Below are 14,000 nucleotides of genomic sequence, written 5' to 3'. Positions count from 1 at the left end.
ACACGGGCGCGAAGGGAAACCGTTCCCTTTCGCGCCTGCCAGAACCGTAAGCTGCTTCCGCCCTCAGTCTTTTTCAACCTGGACGACGCAGACCGGCATAGCGGAACAATGCGCCAGACTTCAGTCAGGCTTTTTGACAACACCAGACCGCCTGTCCGCGTTTGCGGGCAGGCGGCGTGAGGCATGTCAGGCCACGGCGGCCTTCTTTTCCTGAACGCGCAGGATGCGGCGCTTCACCGTCATGGCTTCCGGCGTCAGCTTGCGGTTCGGGGTGGACAGCAGGAACGAGTCCAGCCCGCCATTGTGCTCGACCGTGCGCAGCCCGTTGGTGGTCATGCGCAGGGGAACGGCCGTGCCGAGAATATCGGACAGCAGCGAGGTTTCCTGCAGGTTGGGCAGGAAACGGCGGCGGGACTTGTTGTTGGCGTGGCTGACGTTGTTGCCCGTCAGCACGCCCTTGCCTGTGATCTGGCAGCGGCGAGACATTTTATCATCCTCGGATATAACTTTGGCCGAGGCATAAATGCCCGGCAAGGATCGTCTAGATTAGGCGCGGCTTATCGCCAAACCACCGCCATCCGTCAAGACGCATAAGCATGATTCGGCATATTTTGTATGCGAAAGGGCGCAAACGACCCCGTTCTGGCCCTTTCGCGGCCCTTTGTTCAGGCTGCCCCGCCTTCATGGTCGGGGTGCAGTTCACCCGCCTGCACGCTGTGCAGCGCGTTTTCAAGCAGGCCCTGCATCGCCTCGCGCCCCATGGTGCGCGACAGCAGGCCCAGCGAGCCCCCCAGCAGGGCGGAGGCAATGGCCATGGGCGGCAGGTTCTCGCCCAGCATGTATTCGATGGCCTTGTCCACCACCGCGCCGCAATGGCTCAGTTCGGGGGGGATGGCGTCGCCTTCGGGCGGCGTGTTGGTCTTGTCCGTCATGTCACGGCTCCTTTTCGCGTTATCCCTGATATGTACCGCCTTGCCGCCCCTGACCAGTGCGGGGCGGGCATGAAAGGGGTCACAAGCCCGCGTGAGCGGCCTCACCCACGCTCGGCATCCTCCTCCGCCTGGGCGGCCCACATGCCCGCGTACAGGCTGCCGCGCTCAAGCAGGGCGCGATGCGTGCCGCGCTCGAGGATCTGGCCGTGACCCATCACAAGGATTTCATCCACGTCCACGATGGTGGAGAGCCGGTGGGCGATGATGAGCGTGGTGCGGTTGGCGGCCACAGCCCGCAGCGCGGTCTGGATTTCGTGCTCGGTGCCGGTGTCGAGCGCACTCGTCGCCTCGTCAAGCAGCAGCACGCGCGGGTTCTTGAGGATGGTGCGCGCAATGGCCACGCGCTGCTTCTCGCCACCCGAGAGCTTGAGTCCCCGCTCGCCCACCCTTGTTGCGTAGCCTTCGGGCAGGCTCATGATGAAGTCATGGATGCAGGCAAGCCTTGCCGCCTGTTCCACCTCCGCCTGCGTGGCGCCAAGCCTGCCATAGGCGATGTTGTAGCCGATGGTGTCGTTGAACAGGATGGTATCCTGCGGCACCACGCCAATGGCCCCGCGCAGGGCGGCCTGCGTGTAGTCGCGTATGTCGTGACCATCGACCACGATGCGGCCTGCCGTGACATCGTAAAAGCGGAACAGCAGGCGGCTGATGGTGGACTTGCCCGCCCCTGTCGGCCCCACGATGGCCACCCGGTGGCCTGCCGGCACATGAAAGCTGATGCCACGCAAAATCTCGCGGTCGGGGCGGTAGCTGAAATGCACGTCCTCGAAGCGGATATCGGCGGCCGGTGCCTCGTCCAGCCGTGCGGGCAGGCTTAAGGCTCGGACGGAATCGGTAATGTCGGCGCGTTCATCCATCAGGCCGAACATGTGCTCAAGGTCGACAAGTGAATTGCGCAGCGAGGTATACACGCTGCCCAGGAAGTTGAGCGGCAGGTAAAGTTGCATGAGGTAGGTGTTGACCAGCACGAAGTGCCCCACCGTCATGCGGCCTGCCTCCACATCGCGCCCGGCCATGAGCATGACCGCGATCAGGGCCACGGCAATGATCGCCGCCTGCCCGAAATTGAGCCCGTTGAGCGAGATCTGGGTGCGGATGGCCGCCTGCTCGTAACGGACCTGGGCGTCCTCGTAGCGTTTGCGCTCGTGCTCCTCGTTACCGAAATATTTGACGGTCTCGTAGTTGAGCAGGCTGTCGAGCGCCTTCCAGCTTGCCTCGCTGTTGATCTCGTTCATCTGGCGGCGCAGGCCGATGCGCCATGAGGTGAACTTGATGGTGAACACCACATAGGCCGCCACCGCCGCCAGCATCACTACGGCATAACGCCAGTCGAACAGGCGCCAGATGACGATGATGACCATCAGCGCCTCGATCAGCGTGGGCGCCACGTTGAACACGCCCACACGCAGCAGCGTCTCGATGGCTTCCGTGCCGCGCGCGATCGCCCGCGTCACCCCGCCCGACTGGCGGTTGAGGTGAAAGCGCAGCGAAAGCTGGTGCATGTGCGTAAAGCTCTGCATGGCGGCAACCCGGCTGATGCGGTAGCGCAGTGGCGCGAACAGCGCATCACGCAACTCGCCCAGTCCGGCGGCGGCCATGCGCAGCAGGCCATAGCCCACGATCAGCAGGAGCGGCATCATGGCAACGCTCCCCGCATGCGGCTGGAGCGCATCAATCACGCGGCTATAGGCATAGGGCACGCCAATGGTGGCCACCTTGGCCGCAACCAGCAGCATGCACACCCCCACTACGCGCAGGCGGGTGCGCGGGTCATGGCGGGGCCACAGATAGGGTAACAGGCCGCGCAGGGTGGCGGCGGCGGAGCGCTCCGGCCTGTCGGGCCGGGCCGGGGAAGAAACAGCCATAGCACCCGCATGGGGCATACCCTGCCTGTTTTGCAACCCATATTCCCACCCCGGCGCGGCGCAGGCCGGCATTGTCAGGCCGGGGGGCAGCCGTTATGCCACCCTCAACCCGAAGGACAGGGATGAAACATGTCACGCAGCCTTGAAGGTTTCTTTCGTCATATCGCCGCCTGCAACACGGCGGTGCTGCCCGGCGGGCGGCTGGAGTTCCGGCTGGGCACCGCCCCCGCGGGCTGGGTGCAGCCCGCCCTGCTGCCGGTGCTGCTCGAACACGGCATGACCCATGCGGGCAACACGGTCACCCTGCCCGACCCCACCCGGCTCGAAGCCATTGGCGAGGCCATGGCGCAGGCAGGCGTGTACCGCTCGCACCATGAACTGTTCGATGTCTGGACCGACATGGCCCTGCCCCCCGTGGCCCGCATCGACCGGGGCGCGCTGCCGCTGTTTGGCCTGATGGCAGCGGGCGTGCACCTCAATGGCCTCGTGCGCCTGCCCCACGGCCTGCATCTGTGGATCGCGCGGCGCTCCATGACCAAGCGGCTCGATCCCGGCAAGCTCGACCACCTCGTGGCGGGTGGCATACCGGCGGGCCATACGGCGGCCGAAGCCCTGTTCAAGGAAGCGGCGGAGGAAGCCAGCCTGCCCGCCGAACTGGTGCGGCGCGCCCGCCCCACCGCCGATATCCGCTACGCGCTCGACCGGCCCGAGGGGCTGCGCCGCGACGTGCTGCACTGCTTTGAACTCGAACTGCCGCCCGACTTCGTGCCCACCCCCGCCGATGGGGAGGTGGAGGAATTCCGCCTGATCCCGATCGAGGAAGCCTATACGCTGGTGCGTGACACGGATGCGTTCAAGTTCAACGTCAACCTCGTGCTGATCGACCTGTTCCTGCGCACGGGCCTGATTGACGCCACCAGCCCCGAAGGCCAGCGCCTGCGCGAAGGTCTGACCGGCTGGCACGCGCCCCGCCCCGCCTGACCCCCTGCACCCCGAGGACCATGCGATGACCACGCCCCCCATTGCCCGCCAGATCCCCCACACGATTACGCAGCTTGGCCGCACCCGGCACGATGAATATGCGTGGATGAAGGATGATAACTGGCAGGAGGTGCTGCGCGACCCCACGCTGCTACGCCCTGACATTGCCGAGCACCTGCGGGCGGAAAATGCCTATACGCAGTCCGTCCTGTCCGGCACGGATGCATTGCAGGCCACGCTGGTGGCCGAGATGAAGGGCCGCATGCAGGCGGATGATACCTATCCGCCCACCCCGCATGGCCCCTACAGCTACCAGACCAGCTACACCGCAGGCGCGCAGTACCCGGTCTATAAACGCTACCCCACCGCCACGCCCACGGCAGAGGAAGTGCTGCTCGACGTGAATGAAGCAGCCAAGGGGCACGAATATTACGCCGTGGCCGCCGCCGCCCACAGCCCCGACCACAGCCTGTTCGCCCATGCGGAGGACACGCAGGGCTCGGAAATCTACCGCATCCACATCCGCAGGCTGAGCGGTGACGGCGCGCCGCTGCCCCCGGTCGAGAACTGTAGCGGGGCGTTCGTGTTCTCGCCCGACAGCGCCTTCGTGTTCTGGGTCTGGCGCGACAGCCATGGCCGCCCGGCCCGCGTCTATCGCCGCCGCATTGGCGAGGACCACGACACGCTGGTGTATGAGGAAGCCGATCCCGGCTTTTTCGTGGGCGTGGAGACCACGCGCTCGGGCGGGTGGATCATCATCTCCAGCGGCAATCATGATACCTCCGAATCCTGGCTCATCCCCGGCCATGACCCGCAGGCCGCGCCACGCTGCGCAAGCCCGCGCGAGACGGGCCTCATGTACGGGCTGTACCATCAGGGCACGGATTTCATCATCCTGACCAATGCCGATGGCGCGTATGACTTCAAGCTCATGACCACGCCCGACACGGCACCCGCGCGCGCCAACTGGCGCGACCTCGTGCCCCATGAGCCGGGCCGCTACATTACGGAGTGCATGGTCTGGTCGGGCCACCTGGCCTGGCGCGAGCGGCGCGATGCCAATACGCGCATCATCATCCGCAGCGTGGATGGCACGACTGAGGCCCTCGAGCCCGATGAGGCCGCCTATGACCTGACGCTGGTGGGCGGGTATGAATACGACACCACCGAACTGCGTTACATCTACCAGTCCCCCACCACCCCGCGCACATGGCATGCGCGCGACATGGTGAGCGGGGCCGAGACCCTGCTCAAGCAGCAGGAAGTGCCCTCGGGCCATGACCCGGCGCAGTACCGCTGCTGGCGGCTCATGGCCCAGGCACCCGATGGCGAGCAGGTGCCGGTAACCGTGCTGGGCCGCCATGACACGCCCATTGATGGCTCCGCCCCGCTGCTGCTCTATGGCTACGGCGCCTATGGCCATGCCATCGACCCGGTGTTTTCCACCCGCACGCTCAGCCTTGTCGATCGCGGCTGGTTCTACGCCATCGCCCATGTGCGCGGCGGCTCGGAAAAGGGCTGGAACTGGTTCCTTGGCGGGCGCGGGCGCAACAAGCCCAACACCTTCAGCGATTTCATCGCCTGCGCCCAAACCCTGGTGGCCGAGGGCTTTGGGGCAGCAGGCCGCATCGTGGCCGATGGACGTTCCGCTGGTGGAATGGTAATGGGGGCTATTGCCAACATGCGGCCCGACCTGTTTGCGGGCATCGTGGCCGTGGTGCCGTTTGTGGATGAACTCAACACCATGTCTGACGCGTCGCTGCCGCTGACGCCGCCGGAATGGCCCGAATGGGGCAACCCCCTGGAAGATGCGGCAGCCTATGACCTGATTGCCAGCTATGCCGCCTATGAGCAGATCGCCCCGCGCGCCTACCCCGCCATACTGGCCATGGGCGGCCTGACCGACCCGCGCGTGACCTACTGGGAGCCCGCCAAATGGGTGGCCCGCCTGCGCGCCAATAACCGCGCGCCTCGTCCCATCATGCTGCGCACCAACATGGAGGCCGGGCACCGGGGAGCCACGGGGCGCTTTGACTCCCTTAAGGAAGCCGCCCTGATTCACGCCTTTGCCCTGTGGGCGATTGAAACCGCACCGGCCCGGCAGGATTAAAGTCTTTCCGCACACGGGCGCGTTAGCATAAGTAGCCCCTTACAGCAGAGCCCGCATATCCCAGAGGAACAAGAATGACGGATCCCCACAACGCGGATCAGGATGGCTTTCCCGCCCCCATGACAGGGCGCGAGGTCGATCCCTCCACGATGCGAACCTTCCGTTCATTCCGCGAGACCCAGCGCACGCAACGCATCGCGCGCGCGGTGCTGGCGCTGTTTTTCGTGCTGCTGGGGCTTTATACGGTGCGCGGCTTCCTGCCCTCGCTGATATGGGGCTGCGTGTTCGCCATTGCCTCCTGGCCGCTTTACGCGCGTGCGCGGCGGCGATGGAACGGGCGGGCGCATAGAACACTGCTGCCGCTGCTGTTTACACTGGCCATCGCCTTCATCTTCATCGGGCCGCTCGCACTGTTCGGGCTGGAGGCGGGGCGCGAGGCGGAAGGCATGCTGCGCTTCCTCAACGAAGCCCGCCATTCGGGCATTCCCGTGCCGGACTGGATCAGCAACCTGCCCTATGGCCAGGGGGCGATTACCGCGTGGTGGAACGAGCACCTGAAGAACCCGGCGGATGTGTCCGCCCTGCTTGGCACGATGAATATCGGGCAGAGCGTCAAGGTCACGCAGCAGCTTGGCTCGCAGGTGCTGCACCGGGTGCTGCTGTTCGCCTTTGCCATCCTCACGCTGTTTTTCCTGCTCAAGGATGGCGATTCCGTCATTCGCCAGTCGCTCAACGTCTCGCGCCGCGCCTTTGGCAAGCGCGGCGAGCGGATTGCCCTGCAGATGATCGCCTCGGTGCATGGCTCGGTATCGGGGCTGGTGCTCGTGGGCATTGGCGAAGGCATGCTGATGGCCGTGGCCTATCTGGTTGCCGGTGCGCCACACCCCTTCCTGTTCGGGGTGGTGACGGCCATCGCGGCCATGATCCCGTTCTGCGCCTTCATCGCCATCAGCGCCGTCGCCCTCATGCTGCTCATCAAGACCGGCGCGCTGTTCGGCGCCATGGCCATCATCGTGCTGGGCCTGGCCGTGATCTTCCTGGCCGACCACCTCGTGCGCCCGGCCCTGATTGGCGGCTCGACGCAACTCCCCTTCCTGTGGGTGCTGGCGGGCATACTGGGCGGGGCTGAAAGCTGGAGCCTGCTCGGGCTGTTCATGGGGCCTGCCATCATGGCGGTGCTGCACATGCTGTGGCTGAACTGGAGCCGGGCCCGCTACTGAGCCGGGCTTCTGGTTTCCGGGCGCCAGATACAAAAAAAGCACCCTTTTCAGGATGCCTTGCTTGCTTGGTGTTCTTATCGCAGACAGGGATATCGGGCAGGCGGGATTCGAACCCACGACCCCCAGTCCCCCAGACTGATGCGCTACCAGGCTGCGCTACTGCCCGCCTGTCTGCGATGCGCAGGGTGTAGCAGCCGATGGGGGGGACTGCAACCCATGTAATGAACCAAACCGAAAAAAAATGCCCGGCTCAGACCGGCACCATCTGCCGCAGGGCCTGCAACTCGACCAGCACGCCGCGCAGGCTGTCGCGCAGCACCGTATTTTCCGCCTGCAGGCGCTCAAGTTCGATCATGACAATCTGCTCAAGGGGCAACTGCTCCGGCTCGTCAGCAGGCGCCTGTGCTGCCGTCTCCGCCACGCTTTCGGGTTCCGGGGCTGCATTCGCGTCGGTTGTAGCAGCTTCCACCGCCGGAGGGGCTTCTTCAGGCTCAGGCGGGGCAACTGCTAGCGGCGCTTCGCAGGCCACCACGGTTTCCATCACGTCCTCGATTACCGTCACCTGCACCGCATCCGTCTCGGGGGTTGCGGGCGGGGCGGCTTCCTCCGCTGCATCCTGCGCCACAGGGGGCTGCGGTACAGGTGATGGGGCGATTGGGGACTGGGGCACGACTGGCGCGGCGGGCGTGGTTACGGCCTCGCCTTCTGACCGGGGTGCGGCAAGCACCTCGCGGGCAAGTTCGACCTGCGCCTGCGCCACTGACAGCTTGCGCACGTAAAGCAGGTCGGCAATCGCGCGCAGCACGGTTATGTCCTGCGGGCGGTAGTAGCGCCGCCCTACCGGCCCGCGCACGGGCTGAAGCTGCGGAAAGCTGGCCTCCCACATGCGCATGACATGCTGTGCAAGCCCAAGCTCGCGCGCGACCTCATAGATCGGCAGGCAGTCCCTGCCCGGCTCGACCGTGCTGCCTGGAGAGTGCTCCGTGGTCATTCATCGTCTCCTTCCGGCGGGGTCTGCCCGGCGGACTGTCCGTTGACATGGGCACGAAGCAACTGACTGGGGCGAAACACCAGAACGGAGCGTGGCAGAATCGGCACTTCCACGCCGGTTTTGGGGTTACGGCCCGTGCGCTGCCCCTTTTGCCGGACAGAAAACGTGCCAAACCCGCTTATTTTGAGGGTATCGCCAGCCTCAAGGGTCCGTGCCATCCGCTCAAGGATATCTTCCAGAATATCGGCGGATTCATGGCGGGACAGGCCGACCTGATCGTATATGTGTTCTGCCAGTGTGGCGCGCGTGACGGTGCTCATGCGTAAACGTTATGCATGCGCGTGCGTATCGTCAATTGAATGTCGCAGGGCTGCGGGCGGTTTGTTTCGCGTCCGTTTCAATGTGGTACCGAAACGACATTACAGCCGTGCCAGCGCCGAACCCCATGTCAGGCCACCACCCAGCGCTTCCATCAGCACAAGATCGCCCCTGTTGATGCGCCCGTCCCGCACTGCCTCGTTCAGGGCCAGCGGAATGGAGGCGGCAGAGGTATTGGCATGCCGGTCCACCGTCACCACCACGCGCTCGGGCGGCAGGGCGAGCTTGCGGGCCACGCCATCGATAATGCGCAGATTGGCCTGGTGCGGCACCAGCCAGTTCACATCCGCATGGGTCAGGCCATTGGCGGCCAGCACTTCATCCACCGAGGATGACAGCTTGCCCACCGCATGGCGGAACACCTCGCGCCCGTTCATGCGCAGGTGGGCGGGTTTGTCGTGCTGGCCCGTCGCGCCATCAACAAAAAGCAGGTCGCCATAACGGCCATCGGAATGGAGATGGGTGGACAGGATGCCCGCCTCCCCCGCCTCGTCCGTGCTGGTCAGGTAAACCGCCCCTGCCCCATCGCCGAACAGCACATAGGTGCCCCGGTCCGATTTATCGAGAATGCGGGAATAGACTTCGCTGCCAATGACCAGCGCCGAGCGCGCCTGCCCGCTGCGGATGAGCGAATCGGCCATGGACAGCGCATAGATGAAGCCCGAGCATGCAGCGGCAAGGTCAAAGCCAAAGCCGCCGGTCATGCCCAGTTCGGCCTGCACCCGCACGGCGGTGGAGGGGAAGGCCTGGTCGGGCGTGCTGGTCGCGACAATGACGGCATCGACATCATCAGGTCTGGCGCCAGCATAATCCAGCGCCTGCCGGGCGGCCTGTGCGGCCATGGAAACGGCGGTGTCGCCCTCGCCCGCCATGTGGCGCTGGGCGATTCCCGTGCGGGCGCGAATCCATTCATCCGATGTATCGAGCCAGGTGGCCAGTTCATCGTTGGTAACGATCCGCTCGGGCAGGTAACCGCCAAAACCGGACAGAAGCGAGCGTTTCGCCGTCATGCCTGTTTTTCCACCACTATCATTTCATATGCACGGGTGGGCGCAGGCAGGTGCTCCCTGCTGACCCCACGCCGGCTGTTATTGCCGCATCAGGATGCAGGGACCGTCTGCGACGGGTCGGACGCCTTGACGGCGGTGAGGCTTTCCATGTGCGCGAGGCGCTCGCGGATGCTGTCGGTAAAGCTGTGGGTAACCATGTCCACCGCCACGTCAACCGCCGCGGCAAAGCCTTCGGCGTCCGTGCCGCCATGCGACTTGACCACAACCCCGTTCAGCCCCACGAACACCGCGCCATTGTAGCGGCGCGGATCGAGCCATTCCTTCATCCGCTCAAGCCCGGGGCGTACCAGCAGATAGCCGATCCGGCCCAGCAGGCTCGAGGTGAAGACCTGCCGCAGCAGCGTGAACGCCATTTTCAGCGCGCCCTCGCCCGTTTTCAGGGCGACATTGCCGGTAAAGCCATCGGTCACCACCACGTCGGTCGTGCCTGCGGTAATGTCGTGACCTTCCACAAAGCCATGGAACTGGCGGGCGAGCGAGCTGTTGCGCAGCACGTCAGCCGCCTGGCGCAGGCGCTCGTCGCCCTTGAGTTCCTCGGAGCCGACATTGAGCAGCCCGATGGTGGGCGCGGGCAGGCCGAGCACCGCCTTGGCGAAGGCCTCGCCCATGATGGCGAACTCGACAAGGTTGCGCCAGTCGCACGCGACGTTGGCGCCAAGGTCGAGCATGACCACATCGCCCCGCGTGGTGGGGCTGATGGCGGCCATGGCCGGGCGGGTAATGCCGGGAAGGGTTTTGACCACGATCTTGGCCAGCGCCAGCATGGCCCCGCTGTTGCCAGCGGAAACAACGCCCTGCGCCTCGCCCTGCGCTACGGCATCCATGGCCAGCCGCATGGAGGAATCGCGCACGCGCAGGGCTGCGGTGGGCTTCATGTCCATGGGAATGGCCGAACTGGCCGGACGGATCGTGCAGATAGCGGCCGCGCGCGGATGGCGGGCCAGAAGGCCGGACAACGTCGCCTCATCACCAACCAGAAGAATCCTGGCTGAAGGATGTCGGTCTGCCGCAATCGCCAGTCCGGCCACTACAACTTCCGGACCACCATCCCCGCCCATGCCGTCAATGGCAAGGGTGTAAGGCCCAGTCTCGGAAAAGGAGGAACCTGTCTCGCTCATGCTCGTCTTGTGCCGGGTAAGAAAGGAACGCGCAAGATCGGGGAATACACTTTGGAAAGATCATATTCCCCGCGCGACCCGGACAGGACGGCCCGAGGCCAGCCCGCCGGCACGACCAAACAGGGCCGCGCCGTTACCGGGTAATAACGCCTGTGGCGTCGTGTTATCAGGCGCGGACCGCCGTCTTCAGCGCCTTGCCGGCGGAAGCGACTTCGCGGCCATCATAGTGCCCGCAGTGGCTGCAGACATGATGCGGGCGCTTGAGTTCGCCACAGTTGGAGCATTCCGCATGCGCCGGAACACTCAGCGCAGCGTGGCTGCGACGCATGCCACGACGGGACGGCGAGGTTTTTCTCTTGGGTACAGCCATGGGCCCGGGCCCCTCCGATCTGGATCACAACTGGCAGGCACACCCTCGTGGCGTTACACCGGTCAGTTATCAATAATTGAGGGGGGCGCTCTAGCAGACCATTTGCACTTGCACAAGGGATTATGTGCGCGACTCATGGCGAGACACCCCCGCTCGCGCCCCTCCTTTGCGTCAGTTCTGCTTTTTTTTCAACTCGGCCAGAGCGGAAAAAGGCTGCCTGCGCGTGGTTTCTTCCACAACTCCCTCGTCCGTGCCCGCAAATTCGGCCGGAATGGCGCAGCCGGGCTTGTGCGGATAGGGATCGAGCGCGAGCGAAACTTCTTCCGCCGCGAGTTCGCCAAGGTCGATGGTATCGCGCTCATAGGGCACTTCATCGATCGAAAACGGATCGACCTCGTCGTCCTCCCGAAAACGCGCGGCAGGGATGCAGCGCACGGTAAACGATTCTGCCATCACATCCTCGAACGGCTCGAGGCTGACCACGCATTCCTGCGTAACGTGCGCAGTCAGCCAGCCCTCGGCCAGCACCTCCCCGTCCGGCCCCGGCTTGAGCCGGTAGCGGCATGACAGGTTGCGCAGGCCGGGAATGCCAAAACGGCGGGCGAGCGCGTTGCATTCGGCGTCCTTCGCCTCGATCACCGTTTCCATGCCCTGGACCGGGATGCGGCCCACGGCCAGCGGGCGGGAAAATTCTGCATCCATCTCGTTAACTCCTGCACATGTGACCACGGGGTGCGCCCGTGTTGCGATGATGGTAAAAATATGGGGCTGGCGGGGTGTTTTTCCACCACCAGGGCGATCTGTGATTGACTTCATTTACCCGATGGGGCACCGGAAAGACGAACCGCATATGCGCCCTGCCCTATTTCAGGATATTTTCCCGACCATGAGGTCACCCAAGGATAACCAGCCCCGCTCCCGTTCATTACGCGTGTTTTCGTGCGCTGTCATCGGGGCGGGGATTGCGCTGTCCGGATGTAGTGTTTTCAAGCCAAGCACCATGCAGCGCGGCTCGCTGGTCGAGGCGGATGACTACAACAAGCTCAAGGTCGGCGAGACCTCACGCTCGGACGTGATGGACGCGCTCGGCTCGCCCACCGGCCATGCCACGTTTGATGACAATACATGGCTCTACGTTTCCATGAAGCAGGTGCTGGCCCCCATCAGCTTCCCTCAGGTGGAAAAGCAGGAAGTGGTGGTGCTGACCTTCGACCAGGAAGGCGTGCTGCGCAACCTGCGCACGCTGCACAAGGATGACGCCCGCTACGTGACCATGATGCCGGGCAAGACCCCCACGCCGGGCACCAAGATCAACATCATGCAGCAGATCCTGGGCAATGTGGGCCGCTACAACCCGCTCAGCCAGATGAGCAGCACCTATGGCGGCAGCACCGGCCCCATGAACAGCATGAACGGTGGCCCCGGCCATGGTGGCTCCGGCAACAGCCTGCCCTGATGCCCCGGCCAGCCTGGCCCATGCTCAGGCTGGCAGTTCTATCGTGACCCGCGCGCCACCAAGCGGCCCGGCCTCCAGCCCGATATGGCCGCCATGGGCGTGAATGATGTCACGCGCAATGGCCAGGCCAAGCCCCGTGCCCCCTTCCTTGCCACTCTCGAAGGCGCGGAAGACGCTCTCGCGCCGGGCTTCCTCCACCCCGCAGCCGTTATCATCGACATACAGGAACACCTGCTTGCGCCCGCGCTCGGCTGAAAGCACGATGCGGGTGGCGTGATGCCGCGCGTTTTCCACCACGTTGTTCAGCACGCGCCGCAGGGCGTTGCTGCGGCCGATGATGCTCAGCTCCGGCGGGGTAACGAACCCGATGCTGGCCTGCGCGCCCACCCGGCGCAGGGCGGCAACGCTTTCCTCGAACAGGTCCTCCACCCGGATGACCGAAGGCGTTTCAGCCCCTTCGCCGCGCGCAAACGACAGATACCCCTCGATCATGTGCTCCATCTCCACGATATCACCGATCATGTCGGTAATATCGGGCTGGAGGTCCTCGGCCCGGACCATGCCGGTGCGCGGGAACATGGCCAGTGAAAGCCGCAGGCGGGTGAGCGGCGTGCGCAGGTCATGCGAGACGCCGGCCAGCACGGTGGTGCGCTGCTCCACAAAGCGGTTGATACGGTCGCGCATGCGGTTGAAGGCGATGGCGGCCTTGCGGATTTCCTGCGCGCCTTCGGGCACGATGGGCACCGTATCGCGCCCCAGCCCGAACACTTCCGCCGCCCGCGCCAGCCGGCGGATGGCACGCACCTGATTGCGCATGAACAGCGCCGCGATCAGGAACAGCAGCAGCGCGCTGCCCGAGGCCCACGCCACGAACAGCCACACCGGCGCCACATCCAGCCGCTTGCGCAGGGCAATGACCTGCAGCACGCCGATGGGCGTCTGCACCAGGATCACGACCCGGCGGTGGGCTTTTTTCCAGTCAACAAAGGTGGGCCAGCGCACGCTGGCCTGCAGGTCACGCGCCAGGTCCTCGTCAATGGGGCCGAGCACGTGGTTCGAGCCGCGCCTTTCCAGGCTCTCCCCCTCATGCAGGGTCATGACCAGCCCTGCCCTGCGGCCCGCATCCTCCAGTATCCACTTGCGATCGGTGGCGGACGGATAGCGTTCGAGCATGTCCAGCGTCATGGAGATGGTGGTGGCCATGTCGCCTGACAGGCGGCGCGAGACGATCTGCAGGTAGTTGCCATAAAACAGTTCAAGCGAGATGGCCTGCGTGGCCAGCAGCGGGATGAACCCGATCAGCAGCATCCGCCCCAGCAGCGAGCGCGGCAGGATGCGCCGCGCCACCCGCCCCCGCCACCGCCGCCAGCCGGTCGTGGCTTCAGATACGGAGTCCGTGCCCATGGCTTTCCCTCTCCAGACACAAAAAAACCGGCTTCCTTGCAGAAG

General features: G+C 64.9%; 14 protein-coding genes and 1 tRNA gene. 4 read left to right on the top strand and 11 right to left on the bottom strand.

All coding sequences use genetic code 11. From position 1 onward, the window contains the following. Positions 1-186 precede the first annotated feature (186 nt). From rpmB to QEG70_RS10025, 3 genes are all read right to left on the bottom strand, one after another. Positions 187-486, bottom strand: coding sequence for a 50S ribosomal protein L28 (rpmB, locus tag QEG70_RS10035; RefSeq protein WP_061272153.1), 300 nt, complete (start codon positions 484-486; stop codon positions 187-189). A 179-nt stretch (positions 487-665) separates the two neighbouring features. Further along, positions 666-932, bottom strand: coding sequence for a hypothetical protein (locus QEG70_RS10030; RefSeq protein WP_130730536.1), 267 nt, complete (start codon positions 930-932; stop codon positions 666-668). A gap of 101 nt (positions 933-1,033) precedes the next feature. Further along, a complete protein-coding gene (locus QEG70_RS10025) occupies positions 1,034-2,875 on the bottom strand; it encodes an ABCB family ABC transporter ATP-binding protein/permease (RefSeq protein WP_308720522.1) in 1,842 nt (613 codons plus the stop codon). Between the two features lie 111 nt (positions 2,876-2,986). Here QEG70_RS10025 and QEG70_RS10020 point away from each other — a divergent pair, with 111 nt between their 5' ends. The 3 genes from QEG70_RS10020 to QEG70_RS10010 all read left to right on the top strand — a co-directional run bounded on the left by QEG70_RS10020 (position 2,987) and on the right by QEG70_RS10010 (position 7,168). Continuing rightward, positions 2,987-3,838 carry an NUDIX hydrolase gene (locus QEG70_RS10020; protein WP_308720521.1) on the top strand — a complete coding sequence of 284 codons (852 nt, stop codon included), beginning with the start codon at positions 2,987-2,989 and terminating at the stop codon, positions 3,836-3,838. A 25-nt stretch (positions 3,839-3,863) separates the two neighbouring features. After that, entirely contained in the window at positions 3,864-5,948 is a 2,085-nt protein-coding gene (locus QEG70_RS10015) for a S9 family peptidase (protein ID WP_308720520.1), read from the top strand. 74 nt (positions 5,949-6,022) lie between these two features. Continuing rightward, on the top strand, positions 6,023-7,168 hold the full coding sequence (locus QEG70_RS10010) for an AI-2E family transporter (protein ID WP_308720519.1): 1,146 nt from the start codon (positions 6,023-6,025) through the stop codon (positions 7,166-7,168). 92 nt (positions 7,169-7,260) lie between these two features. Here the strand turns inward: QEG70_RS10010 and QEG70_RS10005 are convergent. From QEG70_RS10005 to QEG70_RS09975, 7 genes are all read right to left on the bottom strand, one after another. Further along, positions 7,261-7,334: transfer RNA gene (locus QEG70_RS10005), tRNA-Pro, on the bottom strand. 84 nt (positions 7,335-7,418) lie between these two features. Continuing rightward, positions 7,419-8,159 (bottom strand): MerR family transcriptional regulator, encoded by a 741-nt coding sequence (locus QEG70_RS10000; RefSeq protein WP_308720518.1) that lies wholly within the window; start codon positions 8,157-8,159, stop codon positions 7,419-7,421. Further along, positions 8,156-8,479 (bottom strand): integration host factor subunit alpha, encoded by a 324-nt coding sequence (locus QEG70_RS09995; protein ID WP_308720517.1) that lies wholly within the window; start codon positions 8,477-8,479, stop codon positions 8,156-8,158. Before QEG70_RS09995 ends, QEG70_RS10000 begins: the two co-directional genes overlap by 4 nt. Positions 8,480-8,578: 99 nt before the next feature. Next, positions 8,579-9,547: a beta-ketoacyl-ACP synthase III gene (locus QEG70_RS09990; protein WP_308720516.1), complete on the bottom strand. Its 969-nt coding sequence runs from the start codon at positions 9,545-9,547 to the stop codon at positions 8,579-8,581. An 89-nt stretch (positions 9,548-9,636) separates the two neighbouring features. Continuing rightward, the gene (plsX, locus tag QEG70_RS09985) at positions 9,637-10,725 is read right to left on the bottom strand and encodes a phosphate acyltransferase PlsX (protein WP_308720515.1); all 1,089 of its coding nucleotides are present in this window, start codon (positions 10,723-10,725) and stop codon (positions 9,637-9,639) included. A 166-nt stretch (positions 10,726-10,891) separates the two neighbouring features. Beyond that, on the bottom strand, positions 10,892-11,095 hold the full coding sequence (gene rpmF, locus QEG70_RS09980) for a 50S ribosomal protein L32 (protein WP_010506434.1): 204 nt from the start codon (positions 11,093-11,095) through the stop codon (positions 10,892-10,894). 171 nt (positions 11,096-11,266) lie between these two features. Next, positions 11,267-11,797, bottom strand: a complete 531-nt coding sequence (locus QEG70_RS09975; RefSeq protein ID WP_308720514.1) for a YceD family protein — start codon at positions 11,795-11,797, stop codon at positions 11,267-11,269. Between the two features lie 184 nt (positions 11,798-11,981). Here QEG70_RS09975 and QEG70_RS09970 point away from each other — a divergent pair, with 184 nt between their 5' ends. Then, on the top strand, positions 11,982-12,551 hold the full coding sequence (locus QEG70_RS09970) for an outer membrane protein assembly factor BamE (RefSeq protein WP_061272137.1): 570 nt from the start codon (positions 11,982-11,984) through the stop codon (positions 12,549-12,551). A gap of 24 nt (positions 12,552-12,575) precedes the next feature. On the opposite strand, the gene QEG70_RS09965 is transcribed toward QEG70_RS09970, so the two are convergent. Beyond that, positions 12,576-13,955, bottom strand: a complete 1,380-nt coding sequence (locus QEG70_RS09965; protein WP_308720513.1) for a sensor histidine kinase — start codon at positions 13,953-13,955, stop codon at positions 12,576-12,578. Positions 13,956-14,000 lie beyond the last annotated feature (45 nt).

Origin of the sequence: Komagataeibacter xylinus (assembly GCF_031081985.1) — a bacterium.
Lineage (GTDB): Bacteria > Pseudomonadota > Alphaproteobacteria > Acetobacterales > Acetobacteraceae > Komagataeibacter > Komagataeibacter xylinus_E.
This window is presented reverse-complemented; position numbering and strand designations above follow the sequence as displayed.